At 36.8% G+C, this 25,559-nt stretch carries 22 protein-coding genes and 3 pseudogenes; 8 read left to right on the forward strand and 17 right to left on the reverse strand.

The window, feature by feature from the left end; translation table 11 throughout:
- Positions 1–53: 53 nt before the first annotated feature.
- Positions 54–266, forward strand: a pseudogene (locus MHH71_RS11475) (hypothetical protein); the annotation flags it as partial.
- Between the two features lie 160 nt (positions 267–426).
- Here the strand turns inward: MHH71_RS11475 and MHH71_RS11480 are convergent.
- The gene (locus tag MHH71_RS11480) at positions 427–1,380 is read right to left on the reverse strand and encodes a TRM11 family SAM-dependent methyltransferase (protein ID WP_029427461.1); all 954 of its coding nucleotides are present in this window, start codon (positions 1,378–1,380) and stop codon (positions 427–429) included.
- A gap of 710 nt (positions 1,381–2,090) precedes the next feature.
- On the opposite strand from MHH71_RS11480, the gene MHH71_RS11485 reads away from it, so the two are divergent.
- The 3 genes from MHH71_RS11485 to MHH71_RS11495 are packed head-to-tail and all read left to right on the forward strand — an operon-like array spanning position 2,091 to position 5,846.
- Complete coding sequence (locus MHH71_RS11485) at positions 2,091–3,638, forward strand: spore germination protein (RefSeq protein WP_033798671.1); 1,548 nt, start codon at positions 2,091–2,093, stop codon at positions 3,636–3,638.
- Between the two features lie 4 nt (positions 3,639–3,642).
- The gene (locus tag MHH71_RS11490; protein ID WP_006093689.1) at positions 3,643–4,746 is read left to right on the forward strand and encodes a GerAB/ArcD/ProY family transporter; all 1,104 of its coding nucleotides are present in this window, start codon (positions 3,643–3,645) and stop codon (positions 4,744–4,746) included.
- Complete coding sequence (locus MHH71_RS11495; RefSeq protein WP_033798670.1) at positions 4,743–5,846, forward strand: Ger(x)C family spore germination protein; 1,104 nt, start codon at positions 4,743–4,745, stop codon at positions 5,844–5,846. The genes MHH71_RS11490 and MHH71_RS11495 overlap by 4 nt, the downstream gene beginning before the upstream one ends.
- Before the next feature lie 264 nt (positions 5,847–6,110).
- Here the strand turns inward: MHH71_RS11495 and MHH71_RS11500 are convergent, their stop codons facing one another.
- Positions 6,111–7,160 carry a M42 family metallopeptidase gene (locus MHH71_RS11500; protein ID WP_033798669.1) on the reverse strand — a complete coding sequence of 350 codons (1,050 nt, stop codon included), beginning with the start codon at positions 7,158–7,160 and terminating at the stop codon, positions 6,111–6,113.
- A 92-nt stretch (positions 7,161–7,252) separates the two neighbouring features.
- Positions 7,253–7,306, reverse strand: a pseudogene (locus MHH71_RS30595) (SEC-C metal-binding domain-containing protein); the annotation flags it as partial.
- A gap of 585 nt (positions 7,307–7,891) precedes the next feature.
- On the opposite strand from MHH71_RS30595, the gene MHH71_RS11505 reads away from it, so the two are divergent.
- Positions 7,892–8,089, forward strand: a complete 198-nt coding sequence (locus MHH71_RS11505; RefSeq protein WP_033798668.1) for a hypothetical protein — start codon at positions 7,892–7,894, stop codon at positions 8,087–8,089.
- Positions 8,090–8,391: 302 nt separating this feature from the next.
- On the opposite strand, the gene MHH71_RS11510 is transcribed toward MHH71_RS11505, so the two are convergent.
- From MHH71_RS11510 to MHH71_RS11520, 3 genes are all read right to left on the reverse strand, one after another.
- On the reverse strand, positions 8,392–8,718 hold the full coding sequence (locus tag MHH71_RS11510) for a nucleoside triphosphate pyrophosphohydrolase (RefSeq protein ID WP_003195533.1): 327 nt from the start codon (positions 8,716–8,718) through the stop codon (positions 8,392–8,394).
- 56 nt (positions 8,719–8,774) lie between these two features.
- Positions 8,775–9,098, reverse strand: coding sequence for a hypothetical protein (locus MHH71_RS11515; RefSeq protein WP_033798667.1), 324 nt, complete (start codon positions 9,096–9,098; stop codon positions 8,775–8,777).
- Positions 9,099–9,159: 61 nt separating this feature from the next.
- The gene (locus MHH71_RS11520; protein ID WP_006093684.1) at positions 9,160–9,948 is read right to left on the reverse strand and encodes an enoyl-CoA hydratase; all 789 of its coding nucleotides are present in this window, start codon (positions 9,946–9,948) and stop codon (positions 9,160–9,162) included.
- A 275-nt stretch (positions 9,949–10,223) separates the two neighbouring features.
- On the opposite strand from MHH71_RS11520, the gene MHH71_RS11525 reads away from it, so the two are divergent.
- Positions 10,224–11,624, forward strand: coding sequence for an O-antigen ligase family protein (locus MHH71_RS11525; RefSeq protein WP_033798666.1), 1,401 nt, complete (start codon positions 10,224–10,226; stop codon positions 11,622–11,624).
- Positions 11,625–11,680: 56 nt separating this feature from the next.
- Here the strand turns inward: MHH71_RS11525 and MHH71_RS11530 are convergent, their stop codons facing one another.
- Both MHH71_RS11530 and MHH71_RS11535 read right to left on the reverse strand, forming a co-directional pair.
- Positions 11,681–13,159: a SulP family inorganic anion transporter gene (locus tag MHH71_RS11530; protein ID WP_006093682.1), complete on the reverse strand. Its 1,479-nt coding sequence runs from the start codon at positions 13,157–13,159 to the stop codon at positions 11,681–11,683.
- A gap of 48 nt (positions 13,160–13,207) precedes the next feature.
- On the reverse strand, positions 13,208–13,411 hold the full coding sequence (locus tag MHH71_RS11535; protein ID WP_018782309.1) for a hypothetical protein: 204 nt from the start codon (positions 13,409–13,411) through the stop codon (positions 13,208–13,210).
- Positions 13,412–13,504: 93 nt separating this feature from the next.
- On the opposite strand from MHH71_RS11535, the gene MHH71_RS11540 reads away from it, so the two are divergent.
- Positions 13,505–13,975, forward strand: coding sequence for a hypothetical protein (locus MHH71_RS11540; protein WP_003195524.1), 471 nt, complete (start codon positions 13,505–13,507; stop codon positions 13,973–13,975).
- A 35-nt stretch (positions 13,976–14,010) separates the two neighbouring features.
- On the opposite strand, the gene MHH71_RS11545 is transcribed toward MHH71_RS11540, so the two are convergent.
- From MHH71_RS11545 to MHH71_RS11565, 5 genes and pseudogenes are all read right to left on the reverse strand, one after another.
- The gene (locus tag MHH71_RS11545) at positions 14,011–15,567 is read right to left on the reverse strand and encodes a fatty acid--CoA ligase (RefSeq protein WP_078211871.1); all 1,557 of its coding nucleotides are present in this window, start codon (positions 15,565–15,567) and stop codon (positions 14,011–14,013) included.
- Between the two features lie 633 nt (positions 15,568–16,200).
- Positions 16,201–16,590, reverse strand: a complete 390-nt coding sequence (locus MHH71_RS11550; protein WP_006093671.1) for an Imm50 family immunity protein — start codon at positions 16,588–16,590, stop codon at positions 16,201–16,203.
- A 17-nt stretch (positions 16,591–16,607) separates the two neighbouring features.
- Positions 16,608–16,760: pseudogene (locus MHH71_RS11555) on the reverse strand (HNH/endonuclease VII fold putative polymorphic toxin); the annotation flags it as partial.
- A gap of 440 nt (positions 16,761–17,200) precedes the next feature.
- Positions 17,201–18,691 (reverse strand): coproporphyrinogen III oxidase, encoded by a 1,491-nt coding sequence (locus MHH71_RS11560; protein ID WP_006093673.1) that lies wholly within the window; start codon positions 18,689–18,691, stop codon positions 17,201–17,203.
- A 139-nt stretch (positions 18,692–18,830) separates the two neighbouring features.
- Positions 18,831–19,703, reverse strand: coding sequence for a Cof-type HAD-IIB family hydrolase (locus tag MHH71_RS11565; RefSeq protein ID WP_018782311.1), 873 nt, complete (start codon positions 19,701–19,703; stop codon positions 18,831–18,833).
- A 135-nt stretch (positions 19,704–19,838) separates the two neighbouring features.
- On the opposite strand from MHH71_RS11565, the gene MHH71_RS11570 reads away from it, so the two are divergent.
- Entirely contained in the window at positions 19,839–20,453 is a 615-nt protein-coding gene (locus MHH71_RS11570) for a DNA-3-methyladenine glycosylase (RefSeq protein WP_006093675.1), read from the forward strand.
- Between the two features lie 26 nt (positions 20,454–20,479).
- Here MHH71_RS11570 and budA read toward each other — a convergent pair whose 3' ends face one another.
- The 4 genes from budA to MHH71_RS11590 form a co-directional block, all read right to left on the reverse strand.
- Complete coding sequence (budA, locus tag MHH71_RS11575) at positions 20,480–21,238, reverse strand: acetolactate decarboxylase (RefSeq protein WP_006093676.1); 759 nt, start codon at positions 21,236–21,238, stop codon at positions 20,480–20,482.
- 21 nt (positions 21,239–21,259) lie between these two features.
- Positions 21,260–22,948 carry an acetolactate synthase AlsS gene (gene alsS, locus MHH71_RS11580; RefSeq protein WP_018782312.1) on the reverse strand — a complete coding sequence of 563 codons (1,689 nt, stop codon included), beginning with the start codon at positions 22,946–22,948 and terminating at the stop codon, positions 21,260–21,262.
- 390 nt (positions 22,949–23,338) lie between these two features.
- The gene (locus MHH71_RS11585; protein WP_006093678.1) at positions 23,339–23,692 is read right to left on the reverse strand and encodes a YlbF/YmcA family competence regulator; all 354 of its coding nucleotides are present in this window, start codon (positions 23,690–23,692) and stop codon (positions 23,339–23,341) included.
- A 383-nt stretch (positions 23,693–24,075) separates the two neighbouring features.
- Positions 24,076–25,233 (reverse strand): DUF445 domain-containing protein, encoded by a 1,158-nt coding sequence (locus MHH71_RS11590; protein WP_006093679.1) that lies wholly within the window; start codon positions 25,231–25,233, stop codon positions 24,076–24,078.
- Positions 25,234–25,559: the final 326 nt, after the last annotated feature.

Genomic DNA, 25,559 nt, shown 5'->3' on the forward strand with positions numbered 1-25,559 from the left:
GTTCTTTCGAATATATCGGCGATTTTTCAAATATATCGACCGTTTCTCACCATATTCGGAATGCGTTTGTCCCGTTTGGCAACAATCAAGCAGAGCGTGACTTGCGAATGGCCAAGGTAAAGGCAAATATCTCTGGTACCTTTCGAAACGAACAGGATGGCGTTGTATTTTGTCGCATTCGCAGTGTAGTTTCTACAATTAAAAAAACAGAAACAATCCGTACAAGGCAACAAAAGAAGGCATGCCTCCTTTTGTTGCCTTCCTAGTAAACTATCTAACACTAGGCTAAGCAGTTACTACAAAGCTTAACAAGTAAATACCCTTAATCCTAGAATAGAAGATTAAACAATTCCTTTGAGTGATAAAGAAAAAAGTGATTGGCATATATACCAATCACTTTCCTTTTTTCATTACAAAAGACTTCCCCTATTCACAAACAAGAATTTCCCTAGAAAATGTCCCTTTTTTAGCTATACAGCGGTCTGTAATTTCAAATCCAGCTTCTTTAATCATGTGATCCATTGTCTCAATGGTTACAACAATTACTTTTTTCGCAAAACGACGCGCATGTGTAAGAATTGAGAATTGATCTTCTGGTGTCGCATGTGTAAATAAATTGTACGGCATATCGATAATTGCTACATCGTAATTAGTTGTGACATCCGCAATCGGCCCTACCGTTACGTCTCCTTCAAATCCAAAATGCGCAATATTCTCTCTAGATCCAATTACAACAAGAGGATTTATATCCCGGCCCACGATGTCAATTCCCATGGACAGTGCCTCTACCAGTACCGTTCCTATACCACAACACGGGTCAATCGCTTTGACTCCATCAGGATTTGGCACAGCGATATTCGCAACAGCTCTCGCAACACGTGTGCTAAGTGACGTAGAATAGCTGCGTGGTTTTTTCACGTGATGATACCAAACAGCTTCACTTTCAATATATTCTCCAAAATACCAACGACCACCAAGAGGAACAATTCCAAATACACGCTCTGGATGATGCACGTCCGCTTCCCCTTCAATCTGCATGCCGATTTCTCTCTCAATTACACGCCTCTGTCCGTATTCTATCTTGTTTGCTTCATTGAGATCGTTAATTTTAACAAAAATAACTTTAAATGTAGCTCCTGCCAAATCAATTTGTTCTACTTGTTCTAAAATATTTGCCAAGTCGTCTCCTTCATACATCACTTCGATTCGTTCTTTCATAAACGGACTTCGGCTCGGCTCAATTTTAACATTACTTTTCAAAATGTTAACATGAGACTCAACTCCAAAAAGAGAGCGCATCTCCATATAACATAAAGATCGTTCATCCTCGCGGAATGCATACGTATATATAAATGCCGGTGTTGTGCTGTGATTATTCAATCTGTTCGCATCCTTTATCATTTTAAATTGTTCTTCCCTATCATTCTCAGTAGCACCATATAACATGAAATATATGAAAAAGGAAGGAATAAGCCGAGGCAAGTTTGTCTCTTTTTATTAGTCCTTTTCATCGGATTCTTTACTTATTAAAGAACATTTTATTTCTAGGAATTAGCTCGTATTCCTAACTCCTTACACTCGCTCACATACTCTTTTAATGAAATTAAATGATATCATATGATTCAAACAAAGTGAAACTTTAATCACACTCACCTATCCTCTTTGCTTTTGCTGAATTTCGAAGCGGGAGTCTTACTGCCCGCGAATAGCGGAATAAAAAAAGTGATTGGTATACAACTACCAATCACTCCTTCAGAAAAGCATTCCTCTTCTATTCTTCTATTAAATCCGATAACACGTAAGCAAGCACAAGCGCCTCTGTATGCACAATTAGACAAACTAGAAAATGCTACACACGTCATGTGCGGGACAGGTGGCAGTATGGTTCCTAAAGAAATTATAGAAGATTATTATAAAAAGTATTTCTTTCTACTAGTCATACAGAAGGAAATGCTTTTTTATTTTAGAAATTTGGTTAATGGCCATCTATAGTAATAATTCTGGCGTTGCCTCTCTAGTTATTAGGATATTTTTTCTTAATATATACATACTAAACATACTATAGAAGGCACGTAGAAAGTGAGGGAGTCATGGCTAAATTTCTGAAACGGTTAAAATATAGAGGTAATCCTAAGTCATTTTCAATACAAGACAATACTCATTTTCGGAAAAAAAATATAGAGGACTCCCTCTTAGACGCTGATTTATCAAAAAACATAGCTGATATTCAGAATATATTTCGTCAAGCACCTGATTTAGTGATTCGTCGGTTTCAAATGAAAGTAGATGGATTAGAAGCAGCTTTAGTGTATTTGTCTGGATTAACAGATAAACAATTGATTCAAAATCACGTTCTAAATCCTTTGATGAATAGTGTTTTTGATACGAATACGGAACTTCCAATTACATTAGGACATATTAAAATTATTAATACGTGGAGTCAGATTGAAGATGCTATTTTCCGAGGAGATAGTGTTTTATTAATCTACGGCCGAACAACAGCGCATCAATTGGATACAAAAGGATGGCCACAAAGAAATATCGAAGATGCTCATAACGAAATAGCTCTAAAAGGTGCGCATCAAGCATTTGTGGAAACTGGAAGCCAAAATATCGCAATGATTCGAAGATATATTCCTCATCGCGAATTAATGATAAAAGAAATAATAATTGGTATACGAAGCAACACGAGGATTTCTATTTTATATTTGAAAGATGTAGCTTCTGAAGATGTGCTGAAGGAATTAGAAACACGGATTCAAAATATTACGGTCGACGCTGTTGCTAGTACTGGTGAACTTATCGAATTCATTGAAGATAACCCGTACTCACCGTTTCCACAATTTATGTTAACTGAAAGACCCGATGTGGCTGTATCTCATATTCTTCAGGGAAGATTTGTGGTTGTTGTGGATCATTCCCCAAGTGTATTAATTGCTCCAACAAATTTTATCTCCTTTTTTCAAGGAATTGATGATTACGGGACACGTTGGTTAGTTGCCTCGTCTATTCGTATACTTCGTTTCGTCGCTTTTATGATTGCTCTATTTTTACCTGCGAGTTATGTTGCGTTTATTTCCTTTAATTTTGAAGTCATTCCTGTAGAGCTTTATTTATCTATTGCGGAATCAAGAACGCGCGTACCATTTTCTCCAGTTATGGAAGCACTGCTTATGGAAATGACATTGGAAATGATGAGGGAAGGGGCTTTGCGGCTGCCTACTCCGATCGGTCAGACGATTGGAATTGTAGGCGGAATTATTATTGGACAAGCGGCTGTTCAGGCAGGAATTGTAAGCAACATTATGATTATTGTTGTTGCTATTACAGCCATCGCTTCTTTTATTATCCCTAATTATGATATGGGGGCGGCAGTCAGACTTTTACGCTTTCCGATGATGCTATCAGCTGCCTTATTTGGAATTGTCGGACTTGTTATCGGATGGATGACATTAATTGCGCATCTTATCAGTCTTGAATCGCTAGGAACTCCTTATGGAACTCCGTTAGCACCGTTTCGCTTTGCAGATATGAAGGATGCTTTTGTACGCTTTCCTCTATGGGCCATGAGAAGTCGTTCTAAAGGTACGGGAGCCATTCAATCTATTCGACAAGGAAAGAACCATAATAAAAGGTGAAACTATGAAAAAATATGCCTATAATGACATTACTCTTCTGCAGTATATTTTTTTAATTAATGGAATGCAGGTAGGAACTGGAGTTTTATCTCTCCCACGATTGCTTGCAGAAAAAGCTGGAACAGATGGATGGATAGCTATACTTATCGGCTGGGTATTCTCCACAATATCAGGTGTTTTCATCGTGAAAACAGCTGCAAGATATCCCGAGGATACGCTTTACGACATTCTTATACGATTATTTGGAAAAATAGTAGGGAAAGCACTCGTTGTTATTTACATGATATATTTTGCCTTTTATTCCGGTACTATTCTTGTGAACGCTATGCTTTATCTTAAGGGATGGCTTCTTCCGAAAACGCCTGACTATATCATTATCTTTTTGTTTTCGATTCCTACCTTTCTTGTTGTACGCAACGGCCTTCGTATTATAGGGCGGTACTGTGAACTTAATTTTTATATGATGCTTTGGATTCCGCTGTTTTTTTTGATACCGCTAAAAGAGGGCGGGAGTTGGCTGCCTTTCTTTCCGCTCTTAAAAGAAGGGTGGAAACCGGTATTAACGGCTGTACCGACCACTATTTTTGCTTATTTAGGGTTTGATATTGCGTTCTTTTTATATCCCTTTTTACAAAAAAAACAGTATGCAGTCCATGGAATCGTTATTGCAAACACTTTAACGATGTTATTTTATTTATTTGCTACTATTGTTTGCTTTGCCTATTTTAGCCCTGATAGCATTACACAATTTAACCAGCCGGTACTAAATTTACTTAAAGTAATTGAATTTCGTTTTTTAGAACGTTTTGACATGATTTTATTAGCTGTTTACTTAACCGTTGTTTCCACAGCCTGGATTCCTTGCATATACTGCGCTGTATTTTGTTCTAGCCAATTACTTGGGAAACAAGATCACACCTCTCATGTTCTTGTTCTATTATTACTCATTATCGGCTTCATATTTTGGACTCATCCTAGTTGGAATCAAGCCGAAACTTGGCAACAGGTAGTATCGAATGCTGGATTAGGATTAACTTATATATCACCTATCATTTTATGGATGTATAGCTGGGTATATGAGAAGTCTCGCCAGGGGGGGATACATTGAAAAGAAAGGTGCTATGTTGTATTTTGTTATCAGTGTTCATGATGACTGGATGCTTTGATCAAACAAATGTTGAAGATGTTTCCCTTACTCTTGTCCTTGGTATCGATTTAGATCGTAATAATAATTTATTGGTGTACATGTCAAGTCCTGTTTTTAATAAAGAAGCAAAGGTAAAAGAAGAAACTACTGGTGTGAAATCTGTTACGACTCGAAATTCTAGAGACAAATTTGACGCTACGGTTATGGCGCTTACCTCGGGAAGTAAAACACAGGTTATTTTAGTTGGAAAACGGCTAATGAAACGAAAAAACTGGGAAAATTACCTCGACCCATTTTACCGAGACCCCAAAAACACAGTTACCACACGAGTTGTTGCTGTAGATGGACCTGTTTCGGACGTCATCTTTTATCACCCAAAAGATAAACCGCGGCTTCCTTTATATTTAACAAAACTAGTTGATACCGCCTATTTAAGAAATATCGCAGTAAAAACAACTCTTCAAAAATTACATGAACAAGTAGCAGACAAAGGGATAACAGCAAGTATTACTGAGATGAAAAAAAAGAATAGAATATGGGTGACAGGTACGGCTTTGTTGGATGAAAAAGGAAGGTATAAATTAGCGCTAAAATCCGATGAAAACAAACTATTACGCATTTTGCAGCAAGAAACGAAAGGTGAGTTTCCATTTACAATTGCACTTAAACTAAAGTCAGATAGCCAGGATAAAGATTGGATAAGCTTTAGTGCCCAAAATATTAAAGTAAAGACAAAGGTAAAGTATGATAATCATTTTATATTTAATATAGATGTAAAGATGAGAATCAGTATTACAGAACGGCTTTTTTCGTTCAATACAAGAAAGGACGCAGCAAAATTACAAAAAGCTATTGAAACTAAGCTGGAAGCTGATTTCAAGCAATTAATAAAGAAAATACAAGCTGCCAAAATCGACCCTATTGGGCTTGGGGTATATGCAAGAACTTACACATATCCAGAATGGAAAAAAGTCCAAAATAAATGGAATAAGGCATTAGCAAAGGGCGATGTAAACGTCAAGGTAAATGTAGAAATTGGTGGGATGGGAACGATTAAGTAACATGAGTTCAACTGAGATTCATACTAAAATTACAAGCTCCTTCAGTTTTAGGAAAGTTAATTTCTTTAATAGCTGTTTTTTCATAAAAAAATCTTCACATGTAGTATGTAAGGAGATTACAGATTTTGCGATACGAGAAAGCACCTGTACGAGTTTACTCCGCCTTTGGTAGCAAGAATTTCACTGGCTTTAGCCGTGGGAGTGTCAATCCGACAACATTCGCCATACAAAAGAGGTTACCCAGTGCCAGGTAACCTCTTTTCGCTATTCTCCAATCAACTCTGACATCACATAAGCAAACACAAGCGCCTCCGTATGTACAATCGAACTCTCATGTGTACGCTCAAATGCATGAGAAGAATCAATTCCTGCTCCAATTAGCGCGTGTTTCACATCAAATCCTGCGCGGATTGCTGCGGATGCATCTGATCCGTAGTATGGGTAAATATCTACTTTATATTCAATGTTGTTTGCTTTCGCAAGTTCCACTAAATGTTTACGTAAACCGTAGTGGTATGGACCGCTAGAGTCTTTCGCACAGATGGATACTGTGTATTCATCTGATGCTTGACCATCCCCTAATGCTCCCATGTCGACAGCTAAGTATTCTACTGTTTCTTCTGGGATGTTGGAATTACCACCATACCCGATTTCTTCATTATTAGAGATTAAAAAATGTGTTGTGTATGGCAATGTAATGTTTTCATCTTGTAATCTTTTAATTAATTTTAGTAGAATTGCCACGCTTACTTTGTCGTCTAGGTGACGTGATTTTATGTAGCCGCTCTCTGTAATTTGGACACGTGGGTCGAATGAGACAAAGTCCCCTACTTCGATTCCTAGTTCACGAACTTCATCTGCTGAAGATACGCGCTCATCGATACGAACTTCAATATTTTTTTCATCACGTTTTGCTTCACCTGCGTCTTTGTATACATGGACAGATGTTTGGTGCATTAAAATTGTACCCGTATATGTTTTTCCGCTCGCTGTTTCGATTTCGCAATATTCTCCTTCAACAGAGTTCCAGCGAAACCCGCCAATCATCGATAAGCGAAGGCGACCGTCAGATTTAATTTCTTTTACCATTGCACCTAAAGTATCAACGTGAGCAGTTAGTAAACGATGCTGATCATCGTTTTTCCCTTTTAACGTCAAAATAAGCGCACCTTTATTGTTACGCTTCGTTTCTACATTCCACTCTTTTACGTAGTTTTCAATAAAGTTAATGATTTTGCCTGTATTTCCAGATGGACTTGGAATAGAAACAAGCTGTTTAATTAATTCCATTGTTTCTTTTGCATGATGTGCCAATGTTGGTCCCTCCACTTCATTTTTCTAATATTCAGTATACAGTAATCATTAGAAAACCACCACTTATAGATGGCGTTTCTCCTATATAGCCTTTATTTTAAACAACATTTTTTATATTTCTTTCCACTTCCGCATATACATGGATCCTCTCTCCCACAAAAAAAAGAAAGGGTTTATATCGATTTTTCACTATATATATTGATTTCCCAATATCTCAGTCACTGCTATGAAAACAAAAAGAGACCTCCTCTCATTCTCTCCCTTTGTTTTAAACCCGGCATGGGGCAGAAAAAGGCACTGACCGCCTCTACGCATGGACGGACTCTCTCCACCCTAAAATAAGAAAAAATAATAAAATTGTTTTAATATACATAAATTGATGTAATTACCAATTAAGTTTACCTTTCTTCTTATATATAATGTATAGTTATTATATACAAGAGACGTTTTTGAAGAGGATTCAGGAGAATAACAGTAGATGTTTTTCAGAAGCCCCTCGTTATTTACTTATATAGGGAGGGAATTCAATCATTCTTTATTAAAAACAATGCTCCCCCAAAAATGGCTCTGTTAAGAGCAAAAACTTTTGGTGCAATCCCACACCTCTCATTCAGATACAAAATTAAAGGCCTTTAAATTTAGATAGGCGATTTACATATAATTTAAATATTTTAATTTTATAATAAATCCTATATAATAGTTAAAATCCACAGAAAATAGGAGGTCATTTTATGAATAAAAAGTTTGAAATATTAATGAAAGTTACGCCTTTCCTAAGTGTACTTTTTATCTTAATTGGCTTAATTATGGGAGTATTAGGTGCATTGGACCATAATGTAAAAACATTGACTGCATCACTATTTCTAATAGTACAATCCGTACTTGGAATAACATATGCTATGTCGTTTAAAAAAATATGGGGAAAATAAGTCTCATTTTAACATGATAATTTACTTGCGTTTTCTTATGCGAATTAGCTTGCTAGAATGCCAAAAATACTTATATATCAACAAGCTAAATGGGTTACGAAATCATTTGCGATTTCGTAACCCATTTAGCTTATTGTTTGTTGTTTTGTACGCCAAAAGAGAACGTTTTACTCTCATTCTCTCCCTTTGTTTCAAACACAGCATGGGACAGAAAAAAGCCGAGTCCGCTTCTACGCATGGACGGATCCTCTCTCCCACCCAAAAACAGAAAGGTTTTATATCTCTATATAATTCACAGTTAACTACTCCTCCGAAACATCCAGCAAGTAAATCCCTCTTTGGAACCCACCGCGTTCTTCTTCTTTTTGCTTACGAAGACGCTCAATATCTTCAAATGTTGCGCCTTCTGCACGCGCTAGTGAGATGATGACTTCTAGTGCATCAGCCAGTGAATCTAATGCGTGTTCACGTTCTTTCATTGAGGCGAATTCACGAATTTCCTCTGTTCCGATTTTCGCTAATGCTTGTATGTATGCTTGACCAGTTAATTTTTTTGAAGTATATGTTTTTCCAGACATTAAAATCTTTTCTGGAACGAGATCTCTAACTAGTTTATTATAAGTTGACATAGTTCTACCTCCACCAAAATATCATACTTATACTATAGCATATCTTCTTTCCATATTTAGTAGCATCCTAGCTCTGCTTTATAGAAAAACCATTTCTTTTTCACACACGCACTCATCATATCAATCCCCGTTCCATGAGCTTGTACTTGAGGAAAGAAGTAATGATCTGGTTCGTTATTTTCTGTTCCATACAATGTTTGACAAGCTGCAGGAAGTGCTTCTTTCTCTATATTTCTTTCTTTCGTAATTTCTCCCCCTGTAGCAACCTTAGGATGGCCCTCAAAAAATAACGCCGTGCGAACAGCAAGCGTTGGTGTGCTATGTAGAGCAAAATAGATTAGCATAAATAAACCGATAATAACTATAACTTTTCTTTTCATCTTTTCCCTCATTACTTAAAAAAGTGCTAACACTTAGGATGTGTTAACACTTTTTCTTTTTTTATTCCCCTTTAAACGCAGGCGGACGTTTTTCTAAAAATGCAGTAATTCCTTCTTTATGGTCAGCTGTTCTTCTCATTTCGTATTGTCCGCGCTTTTCAAGCTGAAGCGTTTGTTCTAAGCTTGAGCGATTGACTTCGCATAAAATTTGTTTCGTTTGAATCATGGATTTAATTGGTTTTTGAAGCCATTCATTTATTTTTTGTTTTACAGCACCTTGGAAGTTTTCTCCGATAACTTCGTCAATTAATCCAAGCTCTAACGCTTCTGTTGCTGGTAACTTTTTACCTTCCCAAATGATTTGTTTTGCCATATTTTCACCGAGACGTTTTTGTAAGAAGAAATGCCCCCCGCCGTCTGGTATTAAAGCGATTCCAATAAAATTCATCGCAATGATAGATGAAACGTCTGCCAATACATAATCAGCTGTTAACGCAATACTTAAACCAAGCCCCGCAGTTGGGCCATGAATTGCACTGATCACAAGTTTTGGCATTGTATATAACGTTACAACAATTTCTGAAATGGTATTCATGATACTTTCAAATTTGCTTTCATCATTACTAGAAAGCATAGATTTAATGTCTCCACCCGCAGAAAAACCACGTCCATTCCCGCATAATACGACAATATGAACGGAACTTTCAGCTACTTCTTTCAGCTTTGCTAACAATTCTTTGAGCGTAGGTTCATCTAATGCATTTAATACTTCTGGGCGATTCATCATAATCGTTGCTACTCGTCCTTCATATTTCACAACTACAGACTCGGCTTTACTTTTTACTTCCATTATATATCCCTCTTTCTTCCTTAAAGATTATACTTATATAATTAAAGAAAAGAGGTGTAAAATCCTTCTTTTTTCGTAATTTTCTGTCTAATACACTCGAAAATTTACATATTCCCTATTATGAATGAAAGAAAATAACCTCTTTTCAAGAGATTTGCCACATATCCTCGTCTATTTACCATTATAATAAAATGGTGTATTCTTATGTTGATGTATCAAATGGACATAGAAATTCGTTCATCCAATCATGCGAAAATGAAGAAATGGAGGAAAACATGGTTAACAAGTTGAAACAAACGAATAACTACTTCCCACATTTCCTGTTACTATTCATCGTGTTGCAACCAATTTTAGATTTATTAACATCTTTCTCTATCTACACATTACACATGAGTGCGACAGTCGGAATTGTAGTAAGATTTGCCTTTATGACTCTCGCTTTAGGATATCTACTTTTCAATTGGAAACAACCTGGTAATAAGAAATATATTTTCTATCTAGTCTTACTTGGTATCGTACTTGCTGCTGGACTTGTAAACAATATGATCGTCAAGCACCCCGTTTCTTTTGGCGAGGAAATTAAATTCATTTTGAAAAGTACATATCCAATCGTTTTATTGTTTGGATATATTCTTGTATTTAAAGAACTAAAAGATAAACAGCATGCTTCTGATAAACTCATTACATATTTCTTATATGCATCGTTAATTGTAAGTATGGTTATGATTGTATCTATAGCATCCGGAACAGATTTCTCAAGTTATTCATACGAAAAAACCGGCTCTAGAGGATGGTTCTTCGCGGGAAATGAATTGAGTTCTATTTTAGCAATCACGTTCCCAATGGTTGTACTCTACTCTGTACAGAAAACAACTTCTTTTTCTAAAGTATACTACTGGATTCCAACAATTTTAGCGATGTATGCCAGTATTATGGTCGGAACAAAAGTGGGATATGGAGCAATTATCCTTACACTAGGCGTTGCACTTCTCTTTTCTATTATTGAATATATGATGCAACGTAAAAAAGTAGGTAAAGGAATTACACATCTTGTTAATACCTTTGTTGCTCTTGTTGTACTAGGTGGTTTATTGGCAGTCACACCACTTACTCCTATTGCAAAAAATATGGGCATTCATTTACAAATATATGAAGATAAAAAATTAGCAAGCGAAGAACAAGCAAGAAAAGAAGGGAAAGTAATTACAGAGGATCCTGAAGAAGCAAAAAGACGTGCAGAAGGAAAATTAACAAGTGGAGAAATGAATAGTTTAATTTATAGTGACCGTGATAAATTCTTACAAGTGTATAAACAATACTATAAAGAAGCCCCTATATCACAAAAGTTATTCGGTATGGGATACGCAGGAAACTATAAAGATAAAGATGCAGTTAAACTAATTGAAATGGACTTTCATGATTTATTCTTTTCATTTGGAATCATTGGTTTTCTGCTTTATCTGTTACCATTTGTTTATTTTGGCATTCGATTATTCATTCGCGTCATTACAAATTTCAAATCCATTATAACTGTAAGATATATGCTCCTTGCCAGTGTGCTAGTATTAGCACTAGGTATTGCCTTTACGGCTGGACATGTATTAACCGCACCAGCTGTTAGTATTTTCTTTGTCGTAATATTAGCCTATGTCATTGTTGATTTAAAAGCAGATTAAGAAAACGCTACAAGCAGCATCCAATTATGTGGATGCTGCTTTTCATCATTTCAACTCTACTTTTCGTTCACCATTTGTAACTTTTTTCTTTGTTCATCATTTGCCAAACTTAGCAGCGTCTGTTCAACATGCGGCTGTAAATGCTCAAGCGTTACACTTGCACCCATTTTCTCCGTATGATCCACAAAGTTTAATAGCGCCATCGCTCCTGAAGTATCCATATAATGCACATCATTCAAACGTAATGTCAAATGAGATTTGACTTCTTGCAAAGAAGAGAAAATACGGTCAACAGATAGAAAGGAAAGCGGCCCCCGAATCATATACAATGCATCTTCCCCTTCTTCTTTTACAATAGAAGCTTTTCGTTCTTTACATTGCACTATATATAAAATGAAGGAAAGCACTATGCCAAACGCAACCGCAATCATTAAATCAAATTTCACTGTAATCACCATTGTTAAAAGCATAACGACAGTATCAGCTTTTGGGGCTACATGCATCTTTTTCATGCTATCCCAATCAAACATTCCGATACCTGTTAAAATTAAAATACCCGATAGTACTGCAAGTGGAATATATTGTACAACCGCACCAAGTCCAATAATGAAAATAAATAAAATGATGCTATGCATACAAGCTGACAATGCTGTTTTCCCGCCACTTCTTATATTCACAATCGATCTTACAGTTGCTCCTGCTCCTGCTAATCCGCCAAACAATCCACTCATGATATTCCCTAACCCTTGGCCAATCAATTCTTTATTACTTTTATGGCGCGTACCTGTTACGTTATCCATCACAACAGATGTTAATAAAGAGTCAATTGATCCTAATAATGCGATACTAAGTGCTGGAAAAATAAGTTCAAGCACTACTGATCCACTAAAAGATGGTACATGAAGAGAAGGTATTGCTTCTGGAATTGCTCCAATTTTTTCAATCATCTTGTTTAGAGGAATCGTTCCCACAAAAGGTAATTGAATCGTAAGTCCTTGTAATACATGAGAAAATAATGGCAATGTTGCCGTAACTCCAACTAACGCAATTAGACTCGCCGGAATCGCTTTAATCCACTTCCCTGCAACAAGCATAACGAGAATTGTTAACAGAACAAGTAAAAAGCTATTCTTTACATGCTTCATTTCACCTAAAATAATGATAAGTGCAATTCCATTCATAAACCCTGAAACAACGGAATATGGAATATAACGTATATAAGCTCCAAGCTTACATACACCAAATAAAATTTGAAACAACCCGGCCATCATAAATGCGATAAAACTTGCTTCGAGTCCATGAGTTGCGATAACTCCTGTCGCAATCACCGTAATTGGACCTGTAGGACCTGTTACTTGCCCTGCTGTGCCACCAAACAGCGCTGCAAATAATCCCGCAAAAATCGCACCATACAATCCGACTAACGCCCCTTCAGATGTCCCCGTTGCGGCAATCCCAAACGCAATTGCGAGCGGCAGTGCAACAATCGCCACGGTAAAACCCGCTAAACATTCTTTTGCTATTTTTTGAACCATAAAAAAATCACCTCTACATAAAATGAAACTTTAATCAGTGAGGGGTCTTCAGTCCCACTGATTATTATCTCTTACCAATCGGGCTTTTACTGACAGTTCTTCTCTCACTAACTTCCTTGCTTTCGCTAAATTTTGAGGTAGAAGTGTTACATGCAGGATAATGTCCACGTTCCATTGTAACGTGAGAAAGGCGCGTTCGTCAGCGCCTTTTAGAAGAAACTCTTTACAGTATCGTGAAGTAACCGTCTTCATTTTTCACATTCCCTTCTCGCTAACGCTTTAGAAAAAAATCCCCCTATGCTATAATGAACGGATTAAATCTTTTACTATATATTTGGAGGCAATATGCTAACTTTTGAAGAAAAATTATCGATTATCGAATCTTTCCCGCAATTAGAAAGAAAGAACGTGTCATTAAAACGTGTAAACTTTCACTTTGAAGAAAGTCGCTTAGACAAAAAGAACGTTGTTTATCATTTACATCCAAATGGAAATGGCTTTGTATACGCTAGCGGCATTAACGGTTATAAAACAGACGATAAAGGCATGGTTAACATCCGTGAATTTTCAGCAGACGAACTACGCTCATTAATTCAAAAATCAATTGAACTTCTATCCCAAGAACCCGAAGAAGTAGTCGCACAGGCTGCACCTACTAAAGAAGAAGAATGGCATAATGAAGACGGCCATATTCTTACTCTTATCCAAGAAGACGATATGTGGAATGTGTACGCAGGTAGTAACTTAGACGGAACATTCAATTCTTATCCAGAAGCTGCAGAATACCTTGATGAAGAAGGTTTCTCACGCAAATAAAAAAAATGCCTTTCCAAATTGGAAAGGCATTTTTTTTATTGTTTAGCACCTTTTAATGACTCTCTAAGTACAAATTTCTGCAATTTCCCACTCGCATTACGAGGAAGTTCATCTGCAAATACGTAGTGGCGTGGTCGTTTATAGTCTGCTAATTCATCACTTTCTTTACAATACTTTTCTAAATCTTCCGCCGTAATATGTTCATCCTTTTTGACCACTACCGCAACAACACGTTCACCCCATAATTCATCTGGTTCACCAAGTACAGCAACATCTAGTATCCCAGGATGACTATGCAGGAAATCTTCAATTTCACGCGGATAAATATTTACCCCGCCGCTAATGACCATATCATCCAAACGATCGGCAACGTATAAATAACCATCTTTATCTAAATAACCTAAATCACCTGAGTGATACCATCCTTTATACATAGACTTTGCTGTTGCTTCTTCACGATTATGATATCCTGCCATCATAGTTGGTCCACGTGAAATAATTTCTCCCACTTCATAAGGTGGTAACACGTCATCTGGTTCTGCCGGCCCCTCTTCGTTCGGTTTTACAATTCGAATTTCATGACTAAAACAAGGCGTTCCGGCTGAACCAGCTTTCGTAATTTGATCTTCTTCTACTAAGAATGCAATAACGGGACCCATCTCTGTCATTCCATAAATTTGAACAAGATCGATATGCAGACGCTCTTTACATTCTTTTACGAGCGCTGGTGCCATCGCAGCTCCGCCATATACTCCAATTTTCATCGACCGTAATTCATATTGTGATAAATCCTCTTGTAACAGCATATTCCACATCGTTGGCGCCGCAAAGAATGTTGTAATTTTTTCCTTTTGAATTGTATGTAAAACCGTCTCTGTATCAAAGTGATGTAAAATGATATTCTTTCCGCCAACTTGAATTCTTGGTATAATACCAGCATTTAATTCACCGCAATGATATAACGGTGCTACTACAAGGCCAATACTATCACGGTTATATTTTAAGAAATACGTGCAAATCATACTATGTTCAGCCATATCACGATGACGATGTAGCACCCCTTTTGGATGACCCGTTGTACCACTGGTATAGAGCATCGAACAATAATCTGTTTCCTCAACGACAATATCCACTGCCTCAGATGAAGCTGCATTTACCTTTTCATGATAAGAAGCAGCGTATGAAGGTGCATGATCTTCTATGTACCAAAAAGAACTATTTGGGAAATCTCGTTCAATGGCAGCAACCGTCTGTTCAACGGCTTTTTCAAATACAACGACTTTTGAGGATGCATCCATGAGGATATAAGCTACTTCTTTTGCTTTTAAACGGAAGTTAATCGGATTGAAAATCGCACCGATTTTCGCACAAGCGAGGTAAACGTTTACAAATTCATGACAATTATATAAATAAACAGATACAGTATCTCCTTTTTTCACACCTTCTGCTAATAATGCTTGCGCCGTTTTATTGATCTGTTCATCCCATTCTTTATATGTCCAACGAATGTTCTTTTCTGGTTCTACTAACGCTTCTTTATTTGCATATTTCCCTACCGTTAAATCAAAAATCCTCCCAATCGTCATATACATGTCAAAATATGCCCCCTTTTAACTTTCATAATTCTATCATTTCGTCTATAAGTAGACATTTCCTCTACATTTTCACCTTCTTTTTCTGATCATTCTCGACAGCGTTTTACAAATATATATTCATTTTGATTTGTAGGCATACACGTATCTGCTATGAAAACAAAAGGAGTGCTCCACTCATTTTCTCCCTTTGTTTTTACTTGGCCTGGGGCTAAAAAAGCAATGACCGCTTCTATGCATGGACGGATTCTCTCTCCCATCCAAAGAATGGTTTTTATTTATCAAGCTATCCGTTCTAAGCTCTCACCCTCCAAAGTCTTTTGTATGAATGCTTGGAGGGCATTTATAACCTACACCAAAGAAAAAGGACTGAGCATTACAGGATTAAATCAGATGGAATAAGGGAACTCCTTAAATAGGTGTTCCCTTGTTTTATAGCTAAGCAAAGGTAAAACATACTATATTACTGCAAACGAAGCTTTTGTATATGTGAAATAAGAGTTGCAAAAGAGCATCCATTTAAAGGATGCTCTTTTGTATACTATGTTCTTTACAGCTTGCTCATTGATTCTATTTAAGTTGCTATACTCATCTACTAAAAATTTTGAAAGACGTTGAGTCAATTAAGGATAACTATTTTATTGTATCAATATAGCCACTGACAGATTGTATGATACCATAGTCAGCTTTAAGATTCATACATACAGAACCTGATATGTTAATGTTAAAATTCCCATCTTTGTCTAATTCAATATTAATATCTCCTCTGTATTTATCATTGGAAGATTTCAATGTTAATTCCTGTATATCAAAAAAGTCTAGTTGGACAAATACAGTATTATAGTTTAAATCTTTCCATTTTTTTGGAGGATTATCTGCGAATTTAGGCATATTAAAATTTATAGAAATTTTTTTACCTTCATCTTCAATTTTAACTGCTACAATACGTACATCTAACAATGAAGGAGCTTCGTTATATAAATTTGATATAAATCTATTTCCTTCTAAATTACTGTACCACATATAATCACCTCTATATATTATTTATTAAATGGATAATGCTCTTGTGTACCTTCAAATTTACCTGTTCGCGGTTTATCTGCAGGTCTCACATTAAAATGCGGTCCCTGTCCACCTTTAGAGTGGCCTGCACTATGGTCCTGAATTATTACTTTTTTTCCATCTTTATTAGTAAAATGATATCTTTCTTAAACTGTTTTCCTTTAAAATATCTCCTCTTGTCGTGCTCCTACTCATTTTTTCTAAAATGTAACGTGGTTTAGAAAACTTTGCAACAGAACCAAACCTCCACATGTAGTATGTAAGGAGATTATCTCATGGGTTATTTACAAATAGTAGGTAGGGAATATTTGACGCTTACATAGCTAAAATCAACAATATTATTTAAACAATAGCTCATTTATATAAAAAAGAGACTGAAACCTAAAAGCCCGCAATATGCGAACCTTTAGGCCAGCCTCTTACCCCGCTTTAACGGGCAGTAATACTCCCACCTTAAATTTTAGCAGAAGCCAAGAAGTTAGGTGTGAGATAAACTGCCCGTAAAAGCCCGATTGGTTCAACTAATAATCCGTGGGGGATGAGAAAAATCCCCACGGATTAAAGTTTCACTTTAAGAGAATAGCTCTTTTAAAATTTCAAGCTTATCTTCTGTATATTTGATATAACCATCATTATATGATTTCGGATCTTTCGGGTTTGCAAAATGTGTAATTGCCCCTGTCTCTGGATGCACAAATTTACTTGATGCACCGCAGCCAAGACCGATAATAGACTGTACTTCTTCCATAATCACGATATTATAAATACTTTCTTGCGATGGCATCGCATAGCCTACATTTTCTAAGTTACCTAAAATGTTCTTTTGGCGGTATAAATAATAAGGTACGTAATTATGATTTTTCGTCCACTCTTCAGCCTCATGCATCATCGCTGTAATTTCTTCACGACCTGCCACTTTATATTTACGCTTATTTTGCGTCATTTCAGAAGCACGCTTAAATGATAATGTGTGAACTGTTAATGATTCCGGCATTAACTTTTCCGTTTCATCTAACGTATGTTTAAATATATCTAGTCCTTCACCTGGAAGACCAATAATTAGGTCCATATTGATATTGTTCATTCCCATTTGACGTGCTAAATGATACTTTTCAATCGTTTCTTCCACTGTATGATGGCGCCCGATTGCTTTTAACGTTTCTTGATGGTACGACTGCGGATTAATACTAATGCGGTCGATGTTCCATTTATTTAATACTTCTAGTTTTTCTGGCGTAATCGTATCAGGACGACCTGCCTCAACTGTTACTTCGCGTACTTCTTTCACATCCGGGAACGATTGGTACATTTCTTCATACAACATGTCCATCTCTTCTGCTGTAATACTTGTTGGCGTACCGCCTCCGTAATAAATCGTTGTAACCTTAACACCTTTTTCTTTTAGGAACTTACCAATTTCACGAACTTCGTAGTGTAAGCCTCCTAAGAAAGAATCAACCGATCCTTGACGTCCATTAATCGCATACGCCGGGAATGTACAATATGCACATTTTGTCGGACAGAACGGAATACCGATATAAATACTTACTTCTTCTTTCAAACGATATAAATCTGGAACAACTGCTAATTGACAGTCCACGATGCGCTGCAGAAGTTCAATTTTTTCTTCATGAATTAAATAGCTTTCAAGAAGTTCTTTATGCGCTTCTTCTTTTGACATGCCATTTTGAAGCATTTTATGAAGAAGTTTCGTTGGACGTACTCCTGTTAAAATCCCCCAACTTTGCTCAATTCCAGTTAGCTGTTGCAAGACAGAAAGATACACATATGAAACAACATGTTTTACTTGTTTCATACGTTCTTTTTCTACTGTGAAGGAAGATAAATCTTTTTCAAACGTTTCTTCATATACATTTCCAGTTGCAACGTCTGTTAAACGTGCTGAAGCTGTCACGTTTCCTTCTATCTTTATTTCAACAATAAGATTCGCATCTTCTTTCTCAAATCCTATCGTGCTTTCTTCAAAAAATAAGCCGCTAATATTTTGTAGCGGACGTAAAAAACGATCATCTTGTAACGTTTTTATTGAAATTAACAACACTTATCACCTTTTCATTTGTAAACTCTCTTTAGTTTACTTGAAGGGTGACTAGAGGTCAATATAGAAGCTTTTCCTCATTTTCCCGGAAAGACAAACACTAAGAAACGCAGCTTTCAGGCTGCGTTCTTTCGTCATCTTGTCACCATTTATGAACCTGCGAGTGATTTTTTAAAAATGGAAGTGGAAATTGCTTTCGAAAATGTTCCTTAATCATATATTCCACTCCGTTTTCACTATTGGAACGTGTAATCCAATCTGCTGCTTGCTTCAATGGAATAGGTGCATCTCCCATTGCAACTCCTAATCCAACACCCGCGATGACATCTAAATCTTCCAAACTATCTCCAATTGCCACCATTTCATTCAATTCGATCCCAAGGTGTTCTCCTAATAATTGTAATCCTCTTAATTTCGATACATGAAGCGGAAGAATTTCTACCCTTCCCCCACCGGATTCTATATACTCGACATTTTCAAATGCTTTTTTCAACGTTTTAAGCGCGCGTTCTCTTTCTCCTCTACTTGCAAAGACAACATCAATTTTCGGAGCTGAAACAGGCTGATCACGCAGTGCGTCACCTAATGAATCTACAAATTGAACAGGATAAAATAACGGATCCGAACTTGATAATACAGTGCGTGCAATTAAGTTTGGTGTATTTCGCTCACGGTTACCGATTGAAAAACGTTCATGTGAAATACGGACATTACATTCAAAATGTTCGAGCACTTGCACGATATTAAACGTTTTTTCTTCTGATAATCGTTTTTGAACAAGCGGCTTATCTAATGAAGCAGAAATAAAAGCACCGCTATGCGTAATTAATATAGAATCTAGTTTTAATGACTTTGCTATTTTATGAGCCGATTGAAAGTGCCGACTTGTAAACAGCGTAACATATACACCTTTTCGTTTGACAAAATCAATAGCTTCTCGTGTTCCTTTTGGTATCTTCCCATTTTTCTGCAGGAGCGTCCCATCTATATTAAGAGCCAACAAGCGATAAATCACGTCGCATTCCTCCTCTTAGCTGCTTTTACTCTATCCATAATTTATGAACTAAATTTGTTAATTAGAACGAGTTAGAATTTCGTACGCAAATTTGGTTTAATATATACGTATATCATCAGTAAAGGGGATACCAATATGAAAGCACCTCCTTCTTTTTATGAGGGTGATACATTAGAAATTGCTAAAAATTTACTTGGTCATAAACTTGTACATATAGTAGATGGAATAAAACGAAGTGGATTCATTGTAGAAATAGAAGCGTATAAAGGACCAGATGATAAAGCTGCACATAGTTACGGGGGAAGACGAACCGAGCGAACGGAAGTTATGTTTGGCGCACCAGGACACGCTTATGTATATCTCATCTATGGTATGTATCATTGTTTTAATATCATTACAGCTCCAGTTGGTACCCCGCAAGGCGTTCTTATTCGGGCATTAGAGCCAGTCGATGGAATAGAAGACATAAAAATGGCACGTTACGGTAAAACAGATCTTACGAAATCACAATACAAAAATTTAACGAACGGACCTGGAAAGCTATGCCGCGCACTTGGCATTACTTTAGAAGAACGTGGCTTATCCTTACAAGGTGATGAATTATATATTGAATTGGTGCCAGAAGCAGAGCAGCTATCTTCTCAATATGAGATTGTAACAGGCCCACGCATCAATATTGACTATGCTGAAGAAGCTGTTCATTATCCTTGGCGTTTTTATTTTAAGAACCATCCATTTGTCTCTAAATGAAAAAGAAGCCAAATCGGCTTCTTTTTTTACTCCGCACCTTCCGCAGTCGCAATATCATTTTCAAGATTTTCTCTAGATAAATCCGCTGCCATAAAATCAGCTGTTTCTGGAAGTGCTAAATGCATATGTGCTTTTTGACAAATTTCGATCGTACAGTTTTCTACAGTAAAATCAAAAACATGTCCGCCTCCGCTTCGTTCATCATCAATATAATGTAGATGGAAACCGGCTACTCCAATACCTTGCGCATAATCTGGTGTCCAAAATCCTGCCATTGTTCCTTTCGTATGAGAGAAAGAAAAAATCGGCTGTGATTTTGTCACTTCTACAAGTGGTGTATATGGTTTTTCTTGACACGGAACGGTTCTTGTTCTTACTTCACGGAATGTTCCATCCATACGAATCGCATAAAATAAGTTTTTACTTGGCATTAATTCATGTAATAAAGATTCTACTTCTTCACGATTCATTGGACGATCAATTGTATAACTCATTTCTTTTTCAAAAAATGTTACAGTGGCAAACGGTGTTGTTTCTTCCGGTGCTACCATTTCTGCAGAACCGTCGGAACGCAAATGATAAAATTCTCCATCAAAAGCAATCATTTCACCATCTAATTGATCAAACGTACCGATGCCAAAATCGCCGTGCTCTTTTAATTTATCAAAGTTGATAATGCCATCATATATACCATCCAATAAAGCTAGCATTGTTGACGTTTGATATACTTCATTATTCGTTTTCATCTTTTTCGCATCAATATCTAATAATTGTGCAATACTCATGTCTATTCTACTCCTTTACCACTAGTTCAATTGGTTTGGTAGTAATTTTTCACTTAATTTAATGTTATCGCGATAATCAATTGGAATATCTACAACTACAGGACCTTCTGCTTTCAGTGCTTCTTGTAATACCCCTTCTAACTCTTCTGGAGAATTCACACGAAGTCCAATAGCACCGAAGCTTTCTGCATATTTTACAATATCAACATCACCAAATTCTGTTGCTGATGTTCTGCCGTATTTCATCATTTGTTGGAAGGCAACCATATCATATGTACCATCTCTCCAAACAAGATGAACAATCGGAGCTTTGAGACGTACTGCTGTTTCTAGTTCCATTGCAGAGAATAAGAAACCACCATCTCCAGAAACAGAAACCACTTTTTTACCTGGTTCCACCAATGTCGCTGCAATTGCCCAAGGAAGTGCGACACCTAATGTCTGCATACCATTACTAAATAATAAACGGCGTGGTTCATAAGAGCGGAAGCATCTTGCCATCCAAATGTAATGTGAACCGATGTCACATGCAACAGTTGTTTCATCATCAATTAACGAACGAAGTGTACGAATGACTTGCAGTGGATGTGTAAGCCCTTGTGAATCGCGAACTGGCACTTCGGCTTGCTCTGATAATTTCGCACGTAATTGATCTAAAATAGCTTCTGATTTTGTTGACAAGATAAATCTTGGTAATTGCTCTGCAATGCTATCTACCGTTAATGCAATATCACCAATTAATTCGCAATTTGGTTGATAGTCATGGTCAATATCAGCTTGATGATCGTCAAGATGAATAATCGTTCTATCCCCTAACTTATTCCAAAACTTCGGATCATACTCAATTGGGTCATAACCGATAGATAGAACAAGATCGGCCTGTTCTAATAAAATATCGCCTGGTTGATTACGGAATAACCCAACGCGTCCAAAGAAATGATCTTCTAATTCACGTGAAATTGCTCCAGCTGCTTGATACGTTTCAACAACCGGCAATTGTGTATCAGCAATTAACTCACGAACTGCTTTCGTTACTTCATTTGTGCTCGCTCTCATACCAAGTAAAATAACTGGTAATTTTGCAGATTTAATTTGTTCTACAACTGCTGCAATTTTATGTGTGGGAGCGATACCAAGTTGCGGCTGAGAAAGCGTGCCAATAGATGAAACGGACGTTTCAGCAGTCATAACATCTTGTGGAAGACTAACAAGCGTTGCTCCCGGATGAGTAGAAGTTGCACTGCGGAATGCATTTGTAAGTGCTTCTGGCACATTATCAGGATGCTCTACTTCTACGCTATATTTTGTGATTGGTTCGAATAGTGCAGCATTATCCATAGATTGATGCGTACGTTTTAAACGATCTGTACGCGGCACTGCACCCGCTAAAGCAACAACGGGATCACTCTCTGCCGTAGCAGTAACAAGACCTGTCGCTAAATTTGATGTCCCTGGTCCCGATGTAACAAGACATACACCTGGTTTCCCTGTCAATCTCCCAACAGCCGCTGCCATAAATGCTGCGTTTTGTTCATGACGACAAACGATTAACTCAGGTCCACGCTCTTGCAACACATCAAACACAGAATCAATTTTTGCACCTGGAATACCGAAAACATGTGTAACTCCTTGTTCGATTAAACAATCGACAACAAGATCGGCTCCTTTTGTTGTTGTTTTCACGTTGTTTGCTTTTACTTCTGTACTCAAACTAATCATCCCTTTATGTCAAAATCGTGTACAATAAAGCTAGTTATTATGTAAATCAGCCATATATTACACCTGATTAATTAATGTGGTGTAATATATCTTGTTGATTATTATATTATAAATGTATTACTTTTCCAACAATATGAATTCGAAATTATTTTGACAATAAAAAATGAAAACCCTTACATGTATTTTGTTATATCGAAATAATATTTTTTATAAATTTTTACATTTGTATCACATATTTTTAAAGGTTTTCTCAACAAATATTCCTTGCCTATCTTTACTTTATTTCCTGTAAAACTTTCCTTTTATGCAATTGATTGAGAAAAGGAACTTCTGCGAACTCCATAAAAAAAGACGCTTCCCTCTCAGGAAACGCCTTTCTCATTAAGCTTGATATGCAGTATATAATTCTTCAAGTGGCTTCATAATAATTTTGTTAATATCGCCGATTACAACATTTAAGCGTTGCTCTGCTTCCATTAACTTTACGATTTTTGGATCTTGTTGAATAAGCGCTACAACTTCTTGTGCTTTTTGGTTATCTTCTTCTGTAATTTCTTGTCCTTGCATCATCTTTTGTTGTAAGCCCATTTGCATTGTACGGAATTGATCAAACAGTTGTTTTGATGCCGCATCCCCTTGTACTTCTGCATAACTTGCTTTTAAAGCTTGGAAATCTGTATTTTCTGCAATTGCTTTTTGTAATTCATATGCAACATCATGAATGTTTTTTGTCATTGTATTTTTCCTCCTTTAACGGGCTTGGTCTATTGTCCCCGCCCTTTGAGTACCTTTTGATACGCACCTTCTTACAATAACAAACTATGCACGAGATGTGAAGAAATTTCACTTTATTTATCGAGAGGAACTGTTTTGTGAGGACAGAGACAGGAGAATCCTCCACCTCAAGCTCTTGTAGAGGTAGGTGGGGGTAGTAGTACAAATTGAGCTACCGATATAAAACCTTTCTTTTTAGGAGTGAGGGTGTCCGTTCATGCATAAAAGCGGTCGGCCCCATGCTATGTGAAAACAACAGGAGAACATAAGTGGATGTCTCCTGTTGTTTTCATGGCCGTGATTTGTATATTGAAAAAGTAACATGGATTTATATAGACAAAGCGTTACATTAGAAAAAGCAACACTATACCTTGAATCAAACCTATTGTCCCCCCTAACAACGCTCCCAAATATGTAATCATCTTCAATTCACTCTTCGTAATTGATAACACAAGATCTTCTAATCTCTCTGTTGAGAATGTAGATACTTCTTGTTGTACAATTTCAGCAAGATGTAAATTTTTCAAAATCTGTTCGGTATTGTTTGTCCCCCATGCTAAACCTTTTTTCACTAAACTTGGAATCATTGTTTGTACAACTTTTTCCCGAACTGGTTCACACACTTTTTGAACAGACTGATTGAAAAATCCTCTTACAGTTTCCTCTATTTTAACTGTTGATAGGATTGACTTTACAATCGTTTCTTTCTCTATAAAGGAATCTAGTTCCTTCACTTCTCTTCCCTTTAATTTCTCCCACTCTTTTTGCAGTACATCACTTAAAAGCTGCTTCGTTCCTTCTTGTCCTAAAAACTTAATCACTTCTGGCTGCAGACGATCCACTAAACTTACATTCCCTAAAAACATACCTACTAAATTTAATAATGTACCTCGCGAAGCAAAAAAGTCATCAATCATTTTGGCAAGCCGCTCTTTTCCCTCTTCACTTTCAAAAAAGCTTTTACCTCTTTCTAAAATAAATGATGCTACATTCGGAATCATTTGCTCCACTTTTTCATGAACAGAACTAGGCAAAGCTTGTTCCCACGTATATGTATAATATTGTGATAAAAACGTATCAATTTTTTCCACAATCATACTTTCAATTTTTTGGACGGTCTTCCCTTCCACATGCTCCAAGCCCCATTTTTCTAAAACCTCTCGTAATGATTGCTCATTCACCAAAATTTTATCTATCTCTACTTGTCCCCACTGAATCAGCTCTTGCTGAAAGTTTTCATCTGTTAATTTCTTGCCGATTCCTTCTGGTGTTAACAAATGATCCACAACCATTTTCCCTAATTGAACAGCAAGTTCATCACGACGCTTCGGAATCAATCCGGGCGTAAAAGGTACTCGAAACTTTCCAATATAAATAGGGCGATGCGGGCGAAATAACATTTTTATCGCTAAATGATTCGTATACCCACCAATTATTGCTCCTAACCCTGTCGTTGTTAACATATTTAACCACATATTCATTACACAATACCAGCCTTCCATTTCTCCAAATATATATATCTTACTACAACCTGTTACAAAAACAATACACAACCAGCCATTTATCTTGAGATACACTGACTTTCTCCATCCATCAGCTACCTTTTGCGATTTCTCACGGCTTAAGATGCGAAATAACTACCATATTTCCCCGAAATGCAACCACTACCATGACGCACAAAAGATGACCTCCACTCGTTTTCACTTGGCATGGGACCGAAAAAGAATCCGACCGCTTCTATCCATGGACGGATCCTCTTTCCCCTCTAAAAAGAAAGGTTTTTCCACTTGTATGTACATAAATCCATTTCGATCTTTCCATACATCAG

The sequence above is a fragment of the Bacillus sp. FSL H8-0534 genome, from assembly GCF_038005885.1.
Taxonomy (GTDB): domain Bacteria; phylum Bacillota; class Bacilli; order Bacillales; family Bacillaceae_G; genus Bacillus_A; species Bacillus_A pseudomycoides.

Excerpts from the sequence above, each read along its gene's own strand:
- MHH71_RS11485 (WP_033798671.1), top strand. The coding sequence starts at position 2,091 with ATGGCTAAATTTCTGAAACGGTTAAAATATAGAGGTAATCCTAAGTCA.
- MHH71_RS11490 (WP_006093689.1), top strand. The coding sequence starts at position 3,643 with ATGAAAAAATATGCCTATAATGACATTACTCTTCTGCAGTATATTTTT.
- MHH71_RS11505 (WP_033798668.1), top strand. The coding sequence starts at position 7,892 with ATGAATAAAAAGTTTGAAATATTAATGAAAGTTACGCCTTTCCTAAGT.
- MHH71_RS11510 (WP_003195533.1), bottom strand. The coding sequence starts at position 8,718 with ATGTCAACTTATAATAAACTAGTTAGAGATCTCGTTCCAGAAAAGATT.
- MHH71_RS11515 (WP_033798667.1), bottom strand. The coding sequence starts at position 9,098 with ATGAAAAGAAAAGTTATAGTTATTATCGGTTTATTTATGCTAATCTAT.
- MHH71_RS11520 (WP_006093684.1), bottom strand. The coding sequence starts at position 9,948 with ATGGAAGTAAAAAGTAAAGCCGAGTCTGTAGTTGTGAAATATGAAGGA.
- MHH71_RS11525 (WP_033798666.1), top strand. The coding sequence starts at position 10,224 with ATGGTTAACAAGTTGAAACAAACGAATAACTACTTCCCACATTTCCTG.
- MHH71_RS11530 (WP_006093682.1), bottom strand. The coding sequence starts at position 13,159 with ATGGTTCAAAAAATAGCAAAAGAATGTTTAGCGGGTTTTACCGTGGCG.
- MHH71_RS11535 (WP_018782309.1), bottom strand. The coding sequence starts at position 13,411 with ATGAAGACGGTTACTTCACGATACTGTAAAGAGTTTCTTCTAAAAGGC.
- MHH71_RS11540 (WP_003195524.1), top strand. The coding sequence starts at position 13,505 with ATGCTAACTTTTGAAGAAAAATTATCGATTATCGAATCTTTCCCGCAA.
- MHH71_RS11545 (WP_078211871.1), bottom strand. The coding sequence starts at position 15,567 with ATGTATATGACGATTGGGAGGATTTTTGATTTAACGGTAGGGAAATAT.
- MHH71_RS11550 (WP_006093671.1), bottom strand. The coding sequence starts at position 16,590 with ATGTGGTACAGTAATTTAGAAGGAAATAGATTTATATCAAATTTATAT.
- MHH71_RS11570 (WP_006093675.1), top strand. The coding sequence starts at position 19,839 with ATGAAAGCACCTCCTTCTTTTTATGAGGGTGATACATTAGAAATTGCT.
- budA (WP_006093676.1), bottom strand. The coding sequence starts at position 21,238 with ATGAGTATTGCACAATTATTAGATATTGATGCGAAAAAGATGAAAACG.
- MHH71_RS11585 (WP_006093678.1), bottom strand. The coding sequence starts at position 23,692 with ATGACAAAAAACATTCATGATGTTGCATATGAATTACAAAAAGCAATT.
- MHH71_RS11590 (WP_006093679.1), bottom strand. The coding sequence starts at position 25,233 with ATGGAAGGCTGGTATTGTGTAATGAATATGTGGTTAAATATGTTAACA.